We start from the raw sequence: 16,638 nt of genomic DNA, 5'->3' as shown, positions 1-16,638 counted from the left end.
TATTGAGATATGAGATACTTTTATGCTGTAATATTATACAAAGAAACGGAATAAGTAAAAATAATGTCGGATTGTTTATTTGATCCCGATATCAGGAAGATTGTACTGGCCCACTTTGTTAAGATCATCAACCCGGGTAGTTTTAAGGTTCTTTAGAAACGAAGGAATGTCCTTATCATAACCTCGCTGAGAAATGGAAAATAATAATACCCCTCTGTGGCCTGATTTATCTGAATAGCTTTTATAGCGATAAACATTGCGCTCAACCACGGTAGTTTTATTTCCTGCCCCATCACTCAGGATAAAATCCAGCATGCATTCTGCTTTATCCTTATTTTCCAGGATCTCATAGTTCACGATGGGGTCGGTTTTTTTGCGGTCCTGCAATTCGTTTGCTTTTATATCGAGCATCTCGCGGGGGGTCGCATCAACAATGGCAATGTCGATAAAAATCATCCTGTTGAAGTGATCGATAGATTCACCAGCCGGAATATATTCCTGCTTATAATACATGTCATTAGGGTGATAGCTCGCCATAAGCTTGTATTGAACATTACCAAATGTCAATATTTCGGGGATACTATAATAGTTTCTCACCTCCTGATCATTTTTGTAAGTAAAGCTGGTTGTCAGCCACAGCAGAGCGATAAAATATAAGGCCTTATACATAACTTACTTCCTCCCGGCTATCATCATATGCGGACTTAATGAAAGTAATCCCGGATCGCTTTCGGTAACTTTCATCAGTTGCATTATCTTTTCCTTCTTTTTTGAATCCGAACGCGTTTCAAAATAGTTTTTGTCCATCCAGATCAAGCCTTCAACAGCAAAAGTATCCAGGTAGGTTAAACCAGCTTCTTCAAATTCAGCTTTCAGCTCATCAGGGCGATGAAAATAAGCTGATGGCAATACGCCCGGCATATTTTTAGGCGGCGTATGGATGCCGCTTTTTAATTCTTTCATGCACATATCAAATATCTCAGGTGCATGGATAAAGCCATTTAACAAAGCTGCAATTGTTGAGGCGGTATAATTGATTGTAAAGCCTAATACAACTCCTTTAGGCTTTACAATTCTTTTTGCTTCGCTTATTGCGCGGATTCTATCTACTTTAGATTGAAGATGATAAAGCGGTCCGTGCAGGATCACTACATCTGCAATATTATCTGCCAGCTCCAGTTTTTGCGCTTCGCCTAATAGACTTTTAAAAGGCTTCTTTAACTTATTCGATCGTTTAGTTGCCTGGCGGATATGCTTTTCTACCGGATCGATCAGGATTACTTCATGCCCTAAGCCGGCCAACCATTCAGAATAAACTCCGGGTCCACCACCGACGTCTATTACGGTTCCCTTTTTAGGAAGATAGCGACTTATCAATTCCTTATTCCGCTCAAACTCCAGTGGACCGAGGCCCAATTGCAGTCGTCCTTCTTCGGAAGTGTTTGAATAAAAATCGTCTATATCGGAATTGATGAGCTTGGACGTGGTCATAATTTATGTCCGAAGATAGCAAAAACAATAAAGGCAGGTCATGCCGAATTTATTTCGGTCATCCCATCATAAAGGTATGCGCTTGCTTGGTTTGCGATTCGCTAACTGCAGACTAAGCATATCCGAATGTCCTGTGGGGTGCCGAAATAAATTCGGCATGACGTTAATTTTTATATAAAAACAAAAAAGCCCCCAGAAAATCCGAAGGCCTCGCTAACATATGCAGATGTATTTATAGGTTCAAAAAATGATCGAAAGTATCGCTGCGGATACCTAAACGAAGTGTTTCCAGCGGGATCACTTCTGCAGGAGCGATATTACCCAAACTCACATTGGCGCCTATCAACTTAATAAACCACACCTGTTGTGCCTTTTGCGGGGCTTCCCAAATAATTCTTTCTTCGGGTATTTGTGTCAATATCTCATCCACCAAACCCTGTCTTACTTCTCCCGAATCGCGGTAAATACCTACGTTACCACTCTCACGTGCTTCAGCTATCACCTTCCATGATCCAGCCTGAATTTCGGCATCCATCAGTTTGATCCATTTATAAGGAGCAAATATTTTTGTTACATCCTTAGAGCCTACTTCTGAAATCACTGTTACCTGCTCACTCAGTTTGCGGATGTAATCGCATTTTACTTCGTGTTCAATCTCTATTGAGCCGTCAGATACCTCGGCATGTTCCATCTGGTATTTATCCAGTGTTCGGCGATAGTCGTCAAACTGGTTGCGTATAACAAATGCTTCAAACAAAGTCCCGCCAAAATAAACAGGGATACCTGCTGCGCGATAGAGTTTCAACTTTTCATCCAGGTTCGGTGTAACAAACGATGTTGCCCAACCCAGCTTCACTATATCCGTATAGGGACCGGCTACTTCTATAAAATCCTCAACCTGGCGCAAACTTAACCCCTTATCCATTACCATCGTAATGCCACTGTTTCGGGGTTTAACAGTGCGTTCCGGAATATTATTCAAAGGGTAATTCATCATTATTTATTTTAGTTATAGACTATAACAAAAAGTTTTAACGCCGCAAAGGTCAGAATAAATGCGCAGATGTGCAAATGTGCGGATGTGCGAATTACTTAGGAAACGGATTTTTTACAATGATATGCGAATGTGCAGATGCGAATTCAGATGTGCAGATGTGCAAATACGAGGATGTGCAGATGAGTAGATATGCAGATGTGGGGATATGCAGATGTGCAAATGATTGGGTCAAATGATTAAATGAATTAAATGCAGATGAGTAAATATGCAAAGCTAATTTGCACATTCACACATCTGCATATTTGCACATCTTCTCATCTGCACATCAAAAAATTTGCACATCTACTTGCAGTATCTATTGATGATATCGAGTATCACCTTGTTTTTCTGCAACTGCGGCAGATAATCGAATAGTATATAATGTTTTTCCGGATCAGCCGCTAAAGCTGATTCCAGGAAGTTTAATGCTTCGTTATAATTACCCGAAGCGAACAAATAAGCCACCATTCGGTAGTACAATTCAGCAGCATCAGGGTTATTCTTTATCGCCTGCGACATCACTTCGATGGCTTCTGCAAGCTTGCTTTGCTCATACAAAACAGACGAATAATCCAGCCATGCATCTATGTCAACCGGGTTCAACTCCACAACTTTTTCATAAGCCTGCTCTGCTTCGGCTATGTGTCCAAGCTTGTACTCGGCATCAGCAATAGCAAACCAATAGTCGGCATTGGCAATATCCAGATCGAGTGCTTTTTTGTAGAAGTGTAATGCTTCAAAATAGCGTTCCTCAAAATCAAGTGTTACGCCTATACCGAACCAGCCATCAGCTAATTTGGAGTCCATTTTAACAGCCTTTTTGTAGAAAGCACGCGCATCGTCCATTTGCTCCAGCTTTTCGTAGCATTCACCAATGGCGCAATAAGTATCAGCATTAGGCTGTTCGTACTCAAATGTCTGGCGGTATACTTCTATCGCTTCAGCATACTTTTCCAGGTTCACCAAAGCATTGCCCTTATTAAAATAGGCCGATGCAAAGCTGTCCTTAATTAAAATAGCATAGTCGTACGCATCAATGGCCTTTTCAAATAAACCAAGCTTGGTGTATGCATTTCCTAAGTTGTACCAGGCAGCATAGCTGTAGGGCTCACTGTCAATGTACTGCATGTAGAACTGCACGCTTTCCTCCTGGTTGTCCATTACGTCGTAGCAAAAAGCCAGTTCGTAAAGGGCATCCTGGTTTTCCATGTTCTGCTGCAGACACTGCTTCAGGTAATTGATGGCAGTGTCATAGTCGCCCATGTTTTGGTACACGTAAGCCAGGTGCAGCAAAATTTCGTCGGTATCATCAGCAAGCTCGAGGGCCTTTTCATAGTTCTCCAGCGCTTCTGAGTAGCGTTCCATGCTTTCGTACAGATTACCGCGGATAATGTAGATATCCGCATCCGAAGCTTCGAGCATGGCCGCCTTCTCCAGCGACACGAATGCATCGCTGACACGATTGGTGACAACAAAAAGTTGGGCTTGCTTGATCAAAAATACTGCTGCAAATGGATGTTGGTTACACGCGTACTCTACCACTTGCAGGGCTTTCGCCGGGTCATTCTTTTCGATGTAGTAGTCGATAATGTTTTCAAACGCCTGCGCATCAAAAAAATACTGGTCATGATTACGAATCATTTCTTCGTAACGCTCCACTGAGAACTTGGGGTCCTCAGTGAATCCAAATTCAAATTCTTCTTCCATTCAATAATATTTTTAAGAACGCCAGCTGCCATTGATCTACCCGACGTCATCGGGGTTTTTAGGTCTAATTAGCCTTTGCTGAGATCAAATTACGATTAGTAACCATCCTTCATAGTATCAAGTTTTCAACATTCAAACATTCTTAACAAGGTTATTTACAAGTGCCTGATAGTAAATGACAAACATTTTTGGCGCTGTTAGCCTGGCAAAAGATGAGTGAAATAAATTGCCCTAAAGATTTTACCTTTGACAAATTTACGATTTATGAGCCTTAATATTTCAGAGATCCTTAATCATTTACATATCAACGACAATAATGATGCCTATAGTACAGGCAGTCAATGGGGTAGCAGCGCCGGGGCTGATGTGAAGGTTATTACCTCACCTGTAGATGGTAAAAAGATAGCTTCGGTGAAGCTGGCTACGGAGGAAGACTATAATAAAGTGATTGCGAAAGCAACTGAAGCATTTAAAAAATGGCGTAGCATACCCGCCCCAAAACGCGGAGAAATTGTACGCCAGGTTGGCGAAGAATTGCGTGCCAAAAAACAGGAATTAGGCGCTTTGGTATCCTACGAAATGGGAAAAAGTTTGCAGGAAGGCTATGGCGAAGTGCAGGAGATGATCGATATCTGTGATTTTGCTGTAGGCTTAAGCAGACAGTTATACGGCCTCACCATGCAGTCGGAACGTGCTGAGCACCGCATGTATGAGCAGTATCATCCATTGGGAATTGTGGGTATTATATCGGCCTTCAATTTCCCGGTAGCCGTTTGGAGCTGGAATGCTATGCTGGCCTGGGTTTGCGGCGATGTGTGCGTTTGGAAACCATCTGAGAAAACCCCTTTAACGGCTATTGCCTGTCAGCATATTGCCCAGGAAGTATTTGCTAAAAACGATGTGCCTGAAGGTGTATCCTGCCTGGTTATCGGCGACAGAGTGGTTGGCGAATTAATGTCGAATGATACTCGTGTTCCTCTGGTATCCGCTACGGGTTCAACCCGTATGGGTAAGGCAGTGGGTGCTGCAGTAGGTGCACGTTTAGGTAGAAGCTTACTGGAGCTTGGCGGAAACAATGCCATTATCGTAAGTCAGCATGCTGATTTGGATACGGTGTTAATCGGTGCTGTATTTGGTGCCGTGGGTACTGCGGGTCAGCGTTGTACTTCTACCCGCAGGCTCATTATACATGAGAGTGTTTACGATCAGTTCAAACAAAAAATAGTGAAAGCTTATGGACAGATTCGTATTGGTAATCCGTTGGATGAGCATAATCATATGGGACCCCTGATCGATACCGACGCTGTAAAACTTTACCTGGATGCTATTGAAAAATGCCAAGCCGAAGGCGGAAAGTTTGTTGTTGAAGGCGGAAAGCTGGAAGGCGGTGATTATGCATCAGGCTGTTATGTAAAACCTTGCATCGCTGAAGTAGAGAATCATTACAAAATAGTTCAGCACGAAACTTTTGCTCCTATACTATATTTAATAAAATACAGTTCATTAGAGGATGCGATCGAAATGCAAAATGCAGTTCCTCAGGGGCTTTCATCGGCCATTATGACGAATAATTTGCGCGAGGCAGAACAATTTTTGTCATCTGCTGGTTCTGACTGTGGCATTGCCAACGTAAACATAGGTACATCCGGTGCCGAAATAGGCGGCGCATTTGGCGGGGAGAAGGAAACAGGGGGAGGCCGCGAATCAGGCTCGGATGCATGGAAAGTTTATATGAGAAGGCAAACCAACACAATCAATTATTCAACTAAATTACCACTGGCGCAAGGCATTAAATTCGACCTGTAGCTTATATACTTAATAAATAGATGCGTATACCCCAAAAATTCCTGATAAGCTGCACGTTATTAGCTTGTTTATTTACTGGTTTCAGTACTTCGGCGCAAACATTACCGCCATCACAACCCGATCCTCCAAAGGATTGGTTTGCACTCGACCAAAAAACTGATGGTTATTTTGGCGTTAGTCTTAAACAGGCCTATCAATTCATTAACGGTCAGAAAAGCAAACCTGTAATTGTAGGTATTATCGATAGCGGTGCGGATACCCTGCAAAAAGACCTGCAAGGCGTTTTATGGACCAACCCCAAAGAAAAAGCCGGAAACGGAAAAGATGATGACCATAATGGTTACGTAGATGACATTCACGGATGGGATTTTCTTGGTGGAGCAAGCGGCAAATGCGATTTCAATGAAACCGAAGAGGAAGTAAGGGAATATCAACGCCTGAAAGAAAAGTATTTATCCTTAACTGAAGCCACAGCAACTGATAAAAAGGAATTTGCTTACTGGACAAAGGTGAAAATGGAGTATGATTCCACAGTAACCAAAGCACGCAATGAAAGTAATCAATTATCACCCATCCTGAATGCATTGGTTGAAACCAGCGGTTATGTAAGGCATGCTTTAAACCTGAAATCGAACCAGACTTTTACTAAAGCTGATGTGGAACGCATGCAGGCAGCCAACGATACACTTGCCGAAGTAAAGAATCTGTGGATGATCGCCTTCAGCGAAGATGTATCGACCGCCACCAATGTAAAAGTGCTTAAAGAGCTGAGCGAATATATGACTAAGCTCAACAATTCATTAAACCCTGATCTGGATGCCCGTAAACGTATTGTTGGCGATGATCCGGATGTATTGGATCACAAACCTTATGGTAATAATAAACTGAAGTTTAGTGATGCTTCACATGGTACAGGAGTAGCAGGTCTGGTTGGTGCTATCCGCAATAATGGTTATGGTATTGACGGTGTTGCCGATAACGTGAGGCTGATGATCCTGAAAGCCGTACCTAATGGCGACGAATATGACAAGGATGAGGTGAATGCCATCCACTACGCAGTTGATAATGGTGCGAAGATCATCAATATGAGCTTTGGCAAGAAAATATCTCCGCATAAAGCCTGGCTTGATGAAGCTTTTAAATACGCAGCAGACCACGACGTATTATTGGTACAGGCAGCAGGTAACGATAACCAGGACGTAGATGTAAAACCCGATTATCCGAACGACACATTTGCTGATGGTTCAGTTACTGATATGGATAACGTGATTAATGTGGGTGCGTCAGGTTTAAAACTGGGTGATAGTCTTGCTGCCAGCTTCAGTAATTATGGCCTAAAGAATGTTGATGTGTTTGCTCCGGGCGTAAAAGTGACCTCGATAGACAGCGATGCTGAAACCAATACTGAAGATGGTACCAGCTTTTCTGCGCCTATAGTTACTGGTATTGCATCGTTGATTCTGGAATATTATCCTTCATTAAGTGCTAAACAAGTGAAGCAAGCCATTATGGAATCTGCCACTCCGCTAAAAGGTGTGATGGTATTAAAGCCAGGAACAAAAGAAAAGGTTGACTTTACTACGCTTTGTAAAACTGGAGGCATTGTGAATGCACGGTTGGCTTTGGAGATCGCGTCGAAGATGAAAGGTGAGCGGAAGTAGTTGACAGTTTGCAGTGGCAGTTGGCAGTCTTTTTACTGTTAATTGTAAAAAAATTGTACGGTCAGCATGCTCAATTGCAATTAAGACATTAGTGATTATATTTGCGTTCGCAAAAATTCATTTAAAATAATAATGAGAGAAATACAATTCAGAGAAGCGCTTCGTGAAGCTATGAGCGAAGAGATGCGCAAGGACGATAAAATATACCTGATGGGTGAGGAAGTGGCCGAGTATAACGGTGCCTATAAAGTAAGCCAGGGTATGCTGGATGAATTTGGCGCCAAACGCGTTATTGACACCCCGATCTCTGAATTAGGTTTTGCCGGTATCGGCATCGGTTCAGCAATGAACGGTCTGCGCCCGATCATCGAGTTCATGACCTTCAACTTCTCGCTGGTGGCTATCGACCAGATCATTAACGGCGCTGCCAAGATCATGTCGATGAGCGGTGGCCAGTTTTCTGTGCCAATCGTGTTCCGTGGCCCTACCGGTAACGCAGGTATGTTGAGTTCACAACACAGCCAGTGTTTTGAAAACTGGTATGCCAACTGTCCGGGCCTGAAAGTGGTTGTTCCATCGAATCCATATGATGCGAAGGGCTTATTAAAATCTTCTATCCTTGATCCTGACCCGGTGATCTTCATGGAATCAGAATTGATGTATGGCGATAAAGGCGAAGTTCCTGAAGAAACTTATTATATCCCGCTGGGTAAAGCCCACGTAACTAAAGAAGGTTCTGATGTTACCCTCGTTGGTTTCGGTAAGATAATGAAAGTGGTAAATGCTGCTGCTGCCGAGTTGGAAAAAGAAGGCATCCATGCTGAAGTGATCGATCTGCGTACTGTTCGCCCTATAGACTACGATACGGTGATCAACTCGGTTAAGAAAACAAACCGTATGGTTTTTGTTGAAGAAAGCTGGCCATTAGGTTCAATCGCTACTGAAGTTGCTTTCAAAGTTCAGAAAGATGCATTTGATTATTTAGATGCTCCTATCCTGCGCATTATGGGCGGCGATGTTCCGCTTCCTTATGCTCCAACTTTGATACAGGAATACCTGCCAAATGCAGAGCGCGTGATCAAAGCGGTAAAAGAGGTGATGTACATTACGAAGTAGCCTCACCCCGGCCCTCTCCAGGGGAGAGGGAGTTGAGAAAATATTACAGCCCCGATGAAATTAATCGGGGTTTTGTTTTTGTATATTAGAATATAAAAAACTATGTCATTTCGACGAGCTGAAAGGGGTTAGCGTGCCTGGGCGAGGAGAAAACTTATACACCATGCAGGTTCGACTTACAAAGCGCATAAGATTTCTCACCAACCCTCAGACGCCGCCTATCGCCGTTGTTTCGAAATGACATGATTGTTTTGATATTAAGATTTATATGGGATCGCCAAAGACATTATTTATACTCATCATGGTCATCTTCGTTGGGATGATGATCGTGAATGTAAACAGCATTATCAGTGGTATTGAAGAACATAAGACCTGGCGCATTGCGATCGCTGCCGGATCATCGGTTATTATGATCATACCGGTTGTACTAATTATTATCAGGTTATCTAAACTAAAGAAGCAGCAAACTGACAAGAAATAAAAATGCCCCTTTCGGGGCATTTTCTTTATATATTAATTTTTGTTAATTCGTAGCGCTCCACCCATCACTCCAGCCATTGCCGCCGCCTTTGGTATCTTTTACCATTTTGTCGTATTTAACTGCCTGTGCAGGAGTTAATACTGCCTTTATTTTCTTTACAGTAGCCTCGCGCAATGGGCGTACAGCTACTACCATTTTATCCGTATTACCATGCTCTTCTTTTTTGATCTTTTCAAATTTCTCAGACGATTCTTTGTAAATGGCCTGAATTTTTTCGGTCTGCTTATCGGTCAGTTTTAACTCTTTCTGTAAACCTTTGGCTTTTTCTTCCGGGGTGCCAACATTTGGGTGAGTTCCCTGGGCGCGTGCTGCCGTTATTCCGATAACCAAACAGCAGATTAACAAAATTTTCTTCATGGGTTTTAAGGTTAAATATGATTTAAATATAGGTGATATTATTTAATAAGCACCTCGCTATGAATTATATAAATTCCAACAAAAAATCCCGACCATTATACATAACCGGGATTTATTAATCTTCTTGATATATCGTTTATCTTCTTCTGCCAAAAATGCGCAGCAGGAATAAGAACAGGTTCACAAAATCAAGGTAAAGCGTTAAACCGCCTATCAATGCCATCTTCCTGGCTGATGCGTCGCCATACTCTAAACCAGCGCCAATTCTTTTCAACTTTTGTACATCGTAAGCTGTAAGGCCCACAAATACCGCTACACCGATATAGCTGATCAGCATGCTCAATCCTGAGCTGTGCAAAAAGAAATTCACTATGCTGGCAACTATAATGCCTACCAGCAACATCATCATTAATGATCCGAATTTGGTTAAGTCGGTTTTCGTAGTATAGCCGGCAATAGCCATAATGCCAAATACTACCGACGAGGTTATAAACACACCCGATACTGACGATGAAGTATATACTAACAGGATAAAACTTAAGCTTATACCTGTAGCTATTGAATAAGCGATGTATAACAGCGATAGCCCTAAATAAGATATACGGTTAACACCAAAGCTCATGATCAGTACGAATGCCAATGGTGAAAACATAGCTACGTAAAATAAAATTGTGGCCTGTCCGGTAGCCTGATCAAATAATAATTGTAATAAAGATGGGGTATTAGCAAATAAATAAGCAGCAATTGAGGAAATACCTAATGCTACAAACATCCACGAAAATACACCCGCTATAAATTTGCGCGATTGGTCCGCGTCTTCTATCTGGACTACATTCTGATAAGTGTAATCCGGGTTTTGATTTTCCATTTTTCTAAAAAATTGATTTTTTATTTATACGAAAGTACTGAAAAAAATGTGCAGATGTGAAAATATGCAGATGTGCAGATTATTTTTTGATTGGAGGATGAGCAAATAAGTAGTTAAAATCATCTGCACATCTACCCATCTGCATATCTGCACATTCAACCATCTGCACATCAGTTTAGCCGCTTAACCAGCTGCTCCTCTACCTTTTTGAAGAACTGCAGCGGCTTCAGATTGCGCCAGACCATATCGTCAAGTTCGCCGCCAAAGTTGATGTAGTAGTCGATATTGTTCTGTTTAAATTCGTCGATCACGTGCTGGCGGAAGTTGATTCCTGCTATCCAGCCATCTTCCACTTCCTGGAACCATTCCTCATAATAACAATCATCCGACGAATGGAAATTAAGGACATTCTCTCCAATCAAAACGAATTTATTGATACCATTATCCATCATCAACTCCAGTAGCTCACGCTTCAGAAGCATAATGTCGTTACTGATGGCATCGTTCCATTCGCCAATAAACTCTATGATGGCATACCCACGCTCATAATCGACAAAAAGCACTTTCAGGTATAAGGTATTAGAGCCGAAAGAATCCCACTGCGGATGCAGCAAATAGTTATACACCTGCTTATCAAACTCAAACTCGCTATACTCCGTCGCATAAAAAGGTGAAAACTCATCTTCTGACGCGATGTAGTCGTCCCTCCATTTGTAATATGGCTCTATATCGTGCATATTCCTGTCCTTCTTAAAATTTTAATGTGCAAATGTGCGGATATGCAGATGTGCAAATTAAAAGATGTGCAAATGCGAGAGTATGCGGATGTGCAGATTGCTTTAAAATTACTCATCTGCAAATTTACTCATTTGCATATTTGCACATCAAAGACATCTGCACATTTACTCATTTGCATATCCGCACATCCACTACTCTCCTTGCATGTGCACTTCCACGGCTCTGCGCACGCTTCCGTACTTCAACAATAGCTCAGTTGCTGCTGCTTCACCCAGCCCGGTATAGTTCATTACCATACGTGTGCCGCGGTCGACCAGCTTGTGGTTGGTCAGCTGCATATCCACCATTTTGTTTCCTTTTACCCGGCCCAGCTGGATCATTACCGCTGTGCTCAACATATTCAGCACCAACTTTTGTGCCGTTCCGGCTTTCATACGGGTAGAGCCTGTCACAAATTCAGGACCGGTTATCACCTCAACAGGATATTTCGCTTCGGCTGCCACCGGGCTGCCTGTATTGCATACAATACAGCCTGTCGTAATGTTTCTTTCGTTAGCCATCCGCAAACCGCCGATCACATAAGGTGTAGTGCCCGATGCAGCAATGCCCACCACCACGTCATGATCAGTGATATCGTAAGCTGATAAGTCTTTCCAGGCTTGTTCCCTGTCATCCTCGGCAAATTCTACTGCCTTGCGTATCGCGCCATCGCCGCCCGCTATCAGTCCGACAACCATATCAAATGGTACACCAAATGTTGGCGGGCATTCGGAGGCATCAACCACCCCAAGGCGACCGCTGGTTCCGGCCCCGATGTAAAAAAGGCGTCCGCCGTTTCTCATTCTTTCAGCCGTAATTTCAACCAGCTTCTCGATCTGCGGCAATGCCTTGGCTACGGCATCGGGCACGGTATGGTCTTCCTGATTAATGTTTTTAAGTATCTCAGACACCGGCATTTGCTCCAGGTTGTTGTAGTGAGAGTCTTTTTCGGTAGTCCGTTCCATTTGGTATATCTTATTTTAACAAAATTCGTTAAAAATCATTAAATGTAAGTAAAGCGGGTATATAATTATTTGCCTTAACTTTCAATTGATTAACTTTGTGATTACGGTATGAAAAGAGCGGCGCAGATTATTTTCAGGTCAACGATTCTCCTTCTGTTAGGTATAGCCATTGGTTTATACCTGGCCGAAAGTCCGCGTCGTGGTTTCACTTTTCCGGGTACCAGCAAAATATCCAGGGTATTGCAGTTGGTGCACCATAATTATGTAGACTCGGTGAATGTAGACAGCATTGAGGGTGTTGCCGTAAACAACCTGCTTCAAAACCTCGACCCGCATTCGCTTTATTTGCCACCGCAACAGGCAGAATCTATTAATGAAAAACTGGATGGCGGCTTTAATGGCATCGGTATTGAATACCAGATACTTCGCGACACTTTAATAATCACACAGGTTTATGGTGACGGACCAGCCGAAAAGGCGGGTATCACGGACGGCGATAGAGTGATCGAAGTGAACAATAAGAAATTCTCGGGCACTAATCTCACTCCTTCAATAGTAAATAAGGCTTTCAAAGGCGATAAAGATTCTCAAATATCACTTTCCGTATTAACGCCTGGCAATAACTCCATCAAAGTTTATCACCTCAAACGCGGCCACGTCGACCTGAGCAGTTTGGATGCATCTTATATGGTTACACCTTCGACCGGTTATATCAAGATCAGCAAATTTGCTGCAACTACCGATCCTGATTTTCGTGATGCGCTTAAAAAACTGAAGGCAAAAGGTATGCAGAAGCTTGTGATCGACCTGCGCGGAAACGGAGGCGGTTACCTGAGCGCAGCTACCGAACTGGCCAGCGAGTTCCTTGAAAAAGGCAAACTAATTGTATACACCAAAGGTGTCCATGAACCACGTGCTGAGTACCTGGCAACAGATTCGGGCCTATTTAAAACTGGCAAGTTGGCTGTTTTGATAGATGAGTATTCTGCATCAGCAAGCGAAATATTAGCCGGGGCATTACAGGATTTTGACCGTGCGACAATTGTAGGCAGGCGTTCATTTGGCAAAGGATTAGTTCAGCAGCAGTTTACTTTTAATGACGGGTCTGCGGTGAACCTTACTGTGGCAAGATATTATACTCCGTCAGGACGGTCAATTCAAAAATCCTATAAAGACGGTGCCGAAAATTACCGCAATGAGGTAAATGAACGGGTACAAAAAGGGGAGTTATTCTCAGAAGAGAATTATTTAAAAGACAGCGCATTTAAAAAGGCAGCAGTTTATCATACCTCATCGGGTCGCAAAGTGTTTAGTGGTGGCGGCATTATGCCTGATGTTTTTGTTCCGGCAGATACTACCGGCAATACTATGCTGATACAGGAGTTGGGCAATCAACAGCTATTCAATGCTTTTGTGATCGATAAAATGCAAGGCATACTAAACAGTTATAAAAACGATGACAGTTTTTTGAGCAATTATACCGTAAGCGATAACCAGTTTGATGACTTTATCCTTTATGCCTCCAAAACACTAAAGGAGATGGACTCCAAAGAGATAAAGACCTCAAAAGCCGATATCAAATTATACCTAAAAGCTTTTGCAGCCCGCTTTAAATGGGGTGATGGCGCCTATTACCAGGCATTGAACAAAGATGACGAAACGCTGAAAAAAGCCATTGCAACCATTAACTGATATGCAAATGTGCAGATGCGTGAATGTGCAGATGTCTTTGATGTGCAGATATGCAAATGAGTAAATTTGCAGATGAGTAATTTTAAAGCAATCTGCACATCCGCATATTCTCGCATTTGCACATCTTCTAATTTGCATATCTGCACATCCTCACATTTGCACATCAAATTATTTCTGTCTGAAGAATATCTGTACCGGCACACCCGTAAAATCAAAATTTTCGCGAAGCTTGTTTTCCAGAAAACGCTGATAAGGCTCCTTAATATACTGCGGCAGGTTACAAAAGAATGCAAACATAGGGGCAATACCGTTCAGCTGGGTAATGTATTTTATTTTGACGTATTTGCCTTTGATTGATGGCGGCGGATAGCTTTCGATGATCGGCAGCATCACCTCGTTCAGTTTTGAGGTAGATATTTTTTTGCGGCGGTTTTCATACACCTTTTCAGCCATTTCAATTACTTTCAATACTCTCTGCTTTTCGGTAACTGAAGTAAACACAACCGGGATATCTGTAAATGGCGCGATCTTGTTACGGATCATTTCCTCGAAAACCTTGCTGGTTTTATTATTCTTTTCGATCAAATCCCACTTATTCACCACGATCACAATACCCTTCTTATTCTTTTCGGCCAGGTGAAAAATATTGATATCCTGCGACTCAATACCTTCAACCGCATCGATCATCAATATCACAACATCAGCTTCTTCCAGAGCTTTGATGGTACGCATCACAGAGTAGAACTCGATATTCTCTTTAACCTTGGTCTTTTTACGCAATCCGGCAGTATCGATCAGCATAAAATCATGCCCGTACTGGTTGTAATGAATATGAATTGAATCCCGTGTAGTACCGGCTATTGGAGTAACAATATTTCTTTCCTTACCCACAAAAGCGTTGATGATGGATGATTTACCCACATTAGGTCGACCAACAATGGCAAATTTTGGCAATGTATTTTCTTCCAGTGGCTCATCGGTAAAATTCGTCACCACTTCATCCAATAATTCACCGGTTCCAGAACCCGTCATAGATGAAATATTGTAGATATCGCCTAGACCAAGACTGTAAAACACGGTAGCATCTGATTGAAGCGCATTATTATCCACTTTATTCACTACTACATATACTGGTTTCTTGCTGCGACGTAACAAGGCTGCTATTTCGTCATCCAGATCGGTAATCCCGGTAGTTACATCCACCAGGAAAAGGATCACAGTAGCTTCTTCAATGGCTATAATCACCTGCTCGCGTATGGCAGCCTCGAATACATCTTCAGAGTTAGCCACATAACCACCGGTATCAATCACCGTGAATGGCTTGTTGATCCACTCGGCAACACCATAATGACGGTCGCGTGTAACGCCGCTAAAGTCATCCACAATGGCCTTGCGGGTTTCGGTTAAACGGTTATATAAGGTCGACTTGCCTACATTCGGCCTGCCTACTATGGCTACTATATTGCTCATTTTGTTTAGATTTGAGATGTGAGATTTGAGATGTGAGACCGAACTGCACAAATCAAAATCCGCATCCAATTTATAGTTTTGAGTTTTGATGTGGAGATAATTAATCAATTTTATTGTTCTCATATCTCACGTCTCAAATCTCATATCTAATCCTCGTACCCGAATTTTTTCAGGTAATTTTTCTTGCTGCGCCAGTCGGGGATCACCTTTACGAACATTTCCAGGAAGATCTTTCTTTGGAAAAATTCTTCCATATCCTTGCGTGCATAGGTACCAACTTTCTTTAAACTTTCACCGCCTTTACCGATCAGGATATTCTTTTGCGACTCGCGCTCAACAATAATTTCTGAACTGATACGGTATAGCTCGTCGCCTTCTTTAAAGGCCGTTATAATTACTTCAGTACTATAAGGGATTTCCTTTTCATACATCTTAAATATCTTTTCGCGGATGATCTCCGATGCAAAAAAGCGATCATTTCGGTCAGTAAGAAAGTCCTTTTCGTAATAAGCCGGATGTTCGGGCAAATGCTCCATTACAAAGTTCATCACTGCAATTACGTTATGCTCCTTTAATGCCGAAACAGCAAAAATAGCCTTGGGGTTTAGTTTTTCCTGCCAGTAGACTATCTTTTGCTTTACAGTTTCCTCGTCTGATTTATCGATCTTATTGATGATCACGCATAACGGTGCAAATGATCCCTGCAATTTTTCCAGGATATCGCTTTCGTCGTGTTTTTCGTTAATATCAGTGACCAGCAAAACCAGATCGGCATCCACCAGCGAACCATTTACCTGGTGCATCATGGTTTCCTGCAAGGCATAGTGTGGTTTCATTATGCCCGGTGTATCTGAAAACACAATCTGGTAATCCTCGCCATTCACGATGCCTAGTATCCGATGCCGTGTGGTTTGCGCTTTAGGGGTGATGATAGACATCTTTTCGCCTACAAGTGCATTCATAAGGGTGCTCTTGCCTGCGTTGGGCTTACCAATTATGCTTACAAAACCTGCCTTATGACTCATAGAAAAATAATTAAAATATTATTTGGACTGCAAAGAAACGAATTATATCTTTGCAGTCCCAATTAAAAATAGAGATTTCACAGATTGGGTACAAGATTACACTGATTTCAATCTGGGTAATCATAA

General features: G+C 42.3%; 15 protein-coding genes. 5 read left to right on the top strand and 10 right to left on the bottom strand.

Features of this window, described 5'->3' with window-relative positions:
- Nucleotides 1-75 precede the first annotated feature (75 nt).
- The 4 genes from VIM89_RS11670 to VIM89_RS11655 all read right to left on the bottom strand — a co-directional run bounded on the left by VIM89_RS11670 (nucleotide 76) and on the right by VIM89_RS11655 (nucleotide 4,234).
- Nucleotides 76-669 (bottom strand): hypothetical protein, encoded by a 594-nt coding sequence (locus VIM89_RS11670; protein ID WP_488156327.1) that lies wholly within the window; start codon nucleotides 667-669, stop codon nucleotides 76-78.
- Nucleotides 670-672: 3 nt separating this feature from the next.
- Nucleotides 673-1,491 (bottom strand): class I SAM-dependent methyltransferase, encoded by an 819-nt coding sequence (locus VIM89_RS11665; protein ID WP_488156326.1) that lies wholly within the window; start codon nucleotides 1,489-1,491, stop codon nucleotides 673-675.
- Between the two features lie 232 nt (nucleotides 1,492-1,723).
- Nucleotides 1,724-2,485 carry a phosphosulfolactate synthase gene (locus tag VIM89_RS11660; protein WP_488156356.1) on the bottom strand — a complete coding sequence of 254 codons (762 nt, stop codon included), beginning with the start codon at nucleotides 2,483-2,485 and terminating at the stop codon, nucleotides 1,724-1,726.
- Between the two features lie 345 nt (nucleotides 2,486-2,830).
- Entirely contained in the window at nucleotides 2,831-4,234 is a 1,404-nt protein-coding gene (locus VIM89_RS11655; protein WP_488156325.1) for a tetratricopeptide repeat protein, read from the bottom strand.
- A 264-nt stretch (nucleotides 4,235-4,498) separates the two neighbouring features.
- On the opposite strand from VIM89_RS11655, the gene amaB reads away from it, so the two are divergent.
- From amaB to VIM89_RS11635, 4 genes are all read left to right on the top strand, one after another.
- Entirely contained in the window at nucleotides 4,499-6,040 is a 1,542-nt protein-coding gene (gene amaB / locus VIM89_RS11650) for an L-piperidine-6-carboxylate dehydrogenase (RefSeq protein ID WP_488156324.1), read from the top strand.
- Nucleotides 6,041-6,060: 20 nt separating this feature from the next.
- On the top strand, nucleotides 6,061-7,701 hold the full coding sequence (locus VIM89_RS11645) for a S8 family serine peptidase (RefSeq protein WP_488156323.1): 1,641 nt from the start codon (nucleotides 6,061-6,063) through the stop codon (nucleotides 7,699-7,701).
- Nucleotides 7,702-7,833: 132 nt separating this feature from the next.
- Nucleotides 7,834-8,817: a pyruvate dehydrogenase complex E1 component subunit beta gene (locus VIM89_RS11640; RefSeq protein ID WP_488156322.1), complete on the top strand. Its 984-nt coding sequence runs from the start codon at nucleotides 7,834-7,836 to the stop codon at nucleotides 8,815-8,817.
- Nucleotides 8,818-9,085: 268 nt separating this feature from the next.
- Nucleotides 9,086-9,298 (top strand): hypothetical protein, encoded by a 213-nt coding sequence (locus tag VIM89_RS11635; protein ID WP_488156321.1) that lies wholly within the window; start codon nucleotides 9,086-9,088, stop codon nucleotides 9,296-9,298.
- Nucleotides 9,299-9,340: 42 nt separating this feature from the next.
- Here the strand turns inward: VIM89_RS11635 and VIM89_RS11630 are convergent, their stop codons facing one another.
- The 4 genes from VIM89_RS11630 to murQ all read right to left on the bottom strand — a co-directional run bounded on the left by VIM89_RS11630 (nucleotide 9,341) and on the right by murQ (nucleotide 12,325).
- The gene (locus VIM89_RS11630) at nucleotides 9,341-9,715 is read right to left on the bottom strand and encodes a hypothetical protein (RefSeq protein WP_488156320.1); all 375 of its coding nucleotides are present in this window, start codon (nucleotides 9,713-9,715) and stop codon (nucleotides 9,341-9,343) included.
- Between the two features lie 136 nt (nucleotides 9,716-9,851).
- Nucleotides 9,852-10,583 carry a Bax inhibitor-1/YccA family protein gene (locus tag VIM89_RS11625; protein ID WP_488156319.1) on the bottom strand — a complete coding sequence of 244 codons (732 nt, stop codon included), beginning with the start codon at nucleotides 10,581-10,583 and terminating at the stop codon, nucleotides 9,852-9,854.
- A gap of 170 nt (nucleotides 10,584-10,753) precedes the next feature.
- On the bottom strand, nucleotides 10,754-11,320 hold the full coding sequence (locus VIM89_RS11620; protein ID WP_488156318.1) for a hypothetical protein: 567 nt from the start codon (nucleotides 11,318-11,320) through the stop codon (nucleotides 10,754-10,756).
- Between the two features lie 192 nt (nucleotides 11,321-11,512).
- Nucleotides 11,513-12,325, bottom strand: coding sequence for an N-acetylmuramic acid 6-phosphate etherase (gene murQ, locus VIM89_RS11615; protein ID WP_488156317.1), 813 nt, complete (start codon nucleotides 12,323-12,325; stop codon nucleotides 11,513-11,515).
- 108 nt (nucleotides 12,326-12,433) lie between these two features.
- Here murQ and VIM89_RS11610 point away from each other — a divergent pair, with 108 nt between their 5' ends.
- Nucleotides 12,434-14,017 carry a S41 family peptidase gene (locus VIM89_RS11610; protein WP_488156316.1) on the top strand — a complete coding sequence of 528 codons (1,584 nt, stop codon included), beginning with the start codon at nucleotides 12,434-12,436 and terminating at the stop codon, nucleotides 14,015-14,017.
- A gap of 168 nt (nucleotides 14,018-14,185) precedes the next feature.
- Here the strand turns inward: VIM89_RS11610 and der are convergent, their stop codons facing one another.
- Complete coding sequence (der, locus tag VIM89_RS11605; protein ID WP_488156315.1) at nucleotides 14,186-15,487, bottom strand: ribosome biogenesis GTPase Der; 1,302 nt, start codon at nucleotides 15,485-15,487, stop codon at nucleotides 14,186-14,188.
- Between the two features lie 146 nt (nucleotides 15,488-15,633).
- Nucleotides 15,634-16,512, bottom strand: coding sequence for a GTPase Era (era, locus tag VIM89_RS11600; RefSeq protein ID WP_488156314.1), 879 nt, complete (start codon nucleotides 16,510-16,512; stop codon nucleotides 15,634-15,636).
- Nucleotides 16,513-16,638 lie beyond the last annotated feature (126 nt).

Origin of the sequence: Mucilaginibacter sp., from assembly GCF_036568825.1 — a bacterium.
Lineage (GTDB): Bacteria > Bacteroidota > Bacteroidia > Sphingobacteriales > Sphingobacteriaceae > Mucilaginibacter.
The sequence above is the reverse complement of the archived record's forward strand: the minus strand, read 5'-3'. Positions and strand labels throughout refer to the sequence as shown.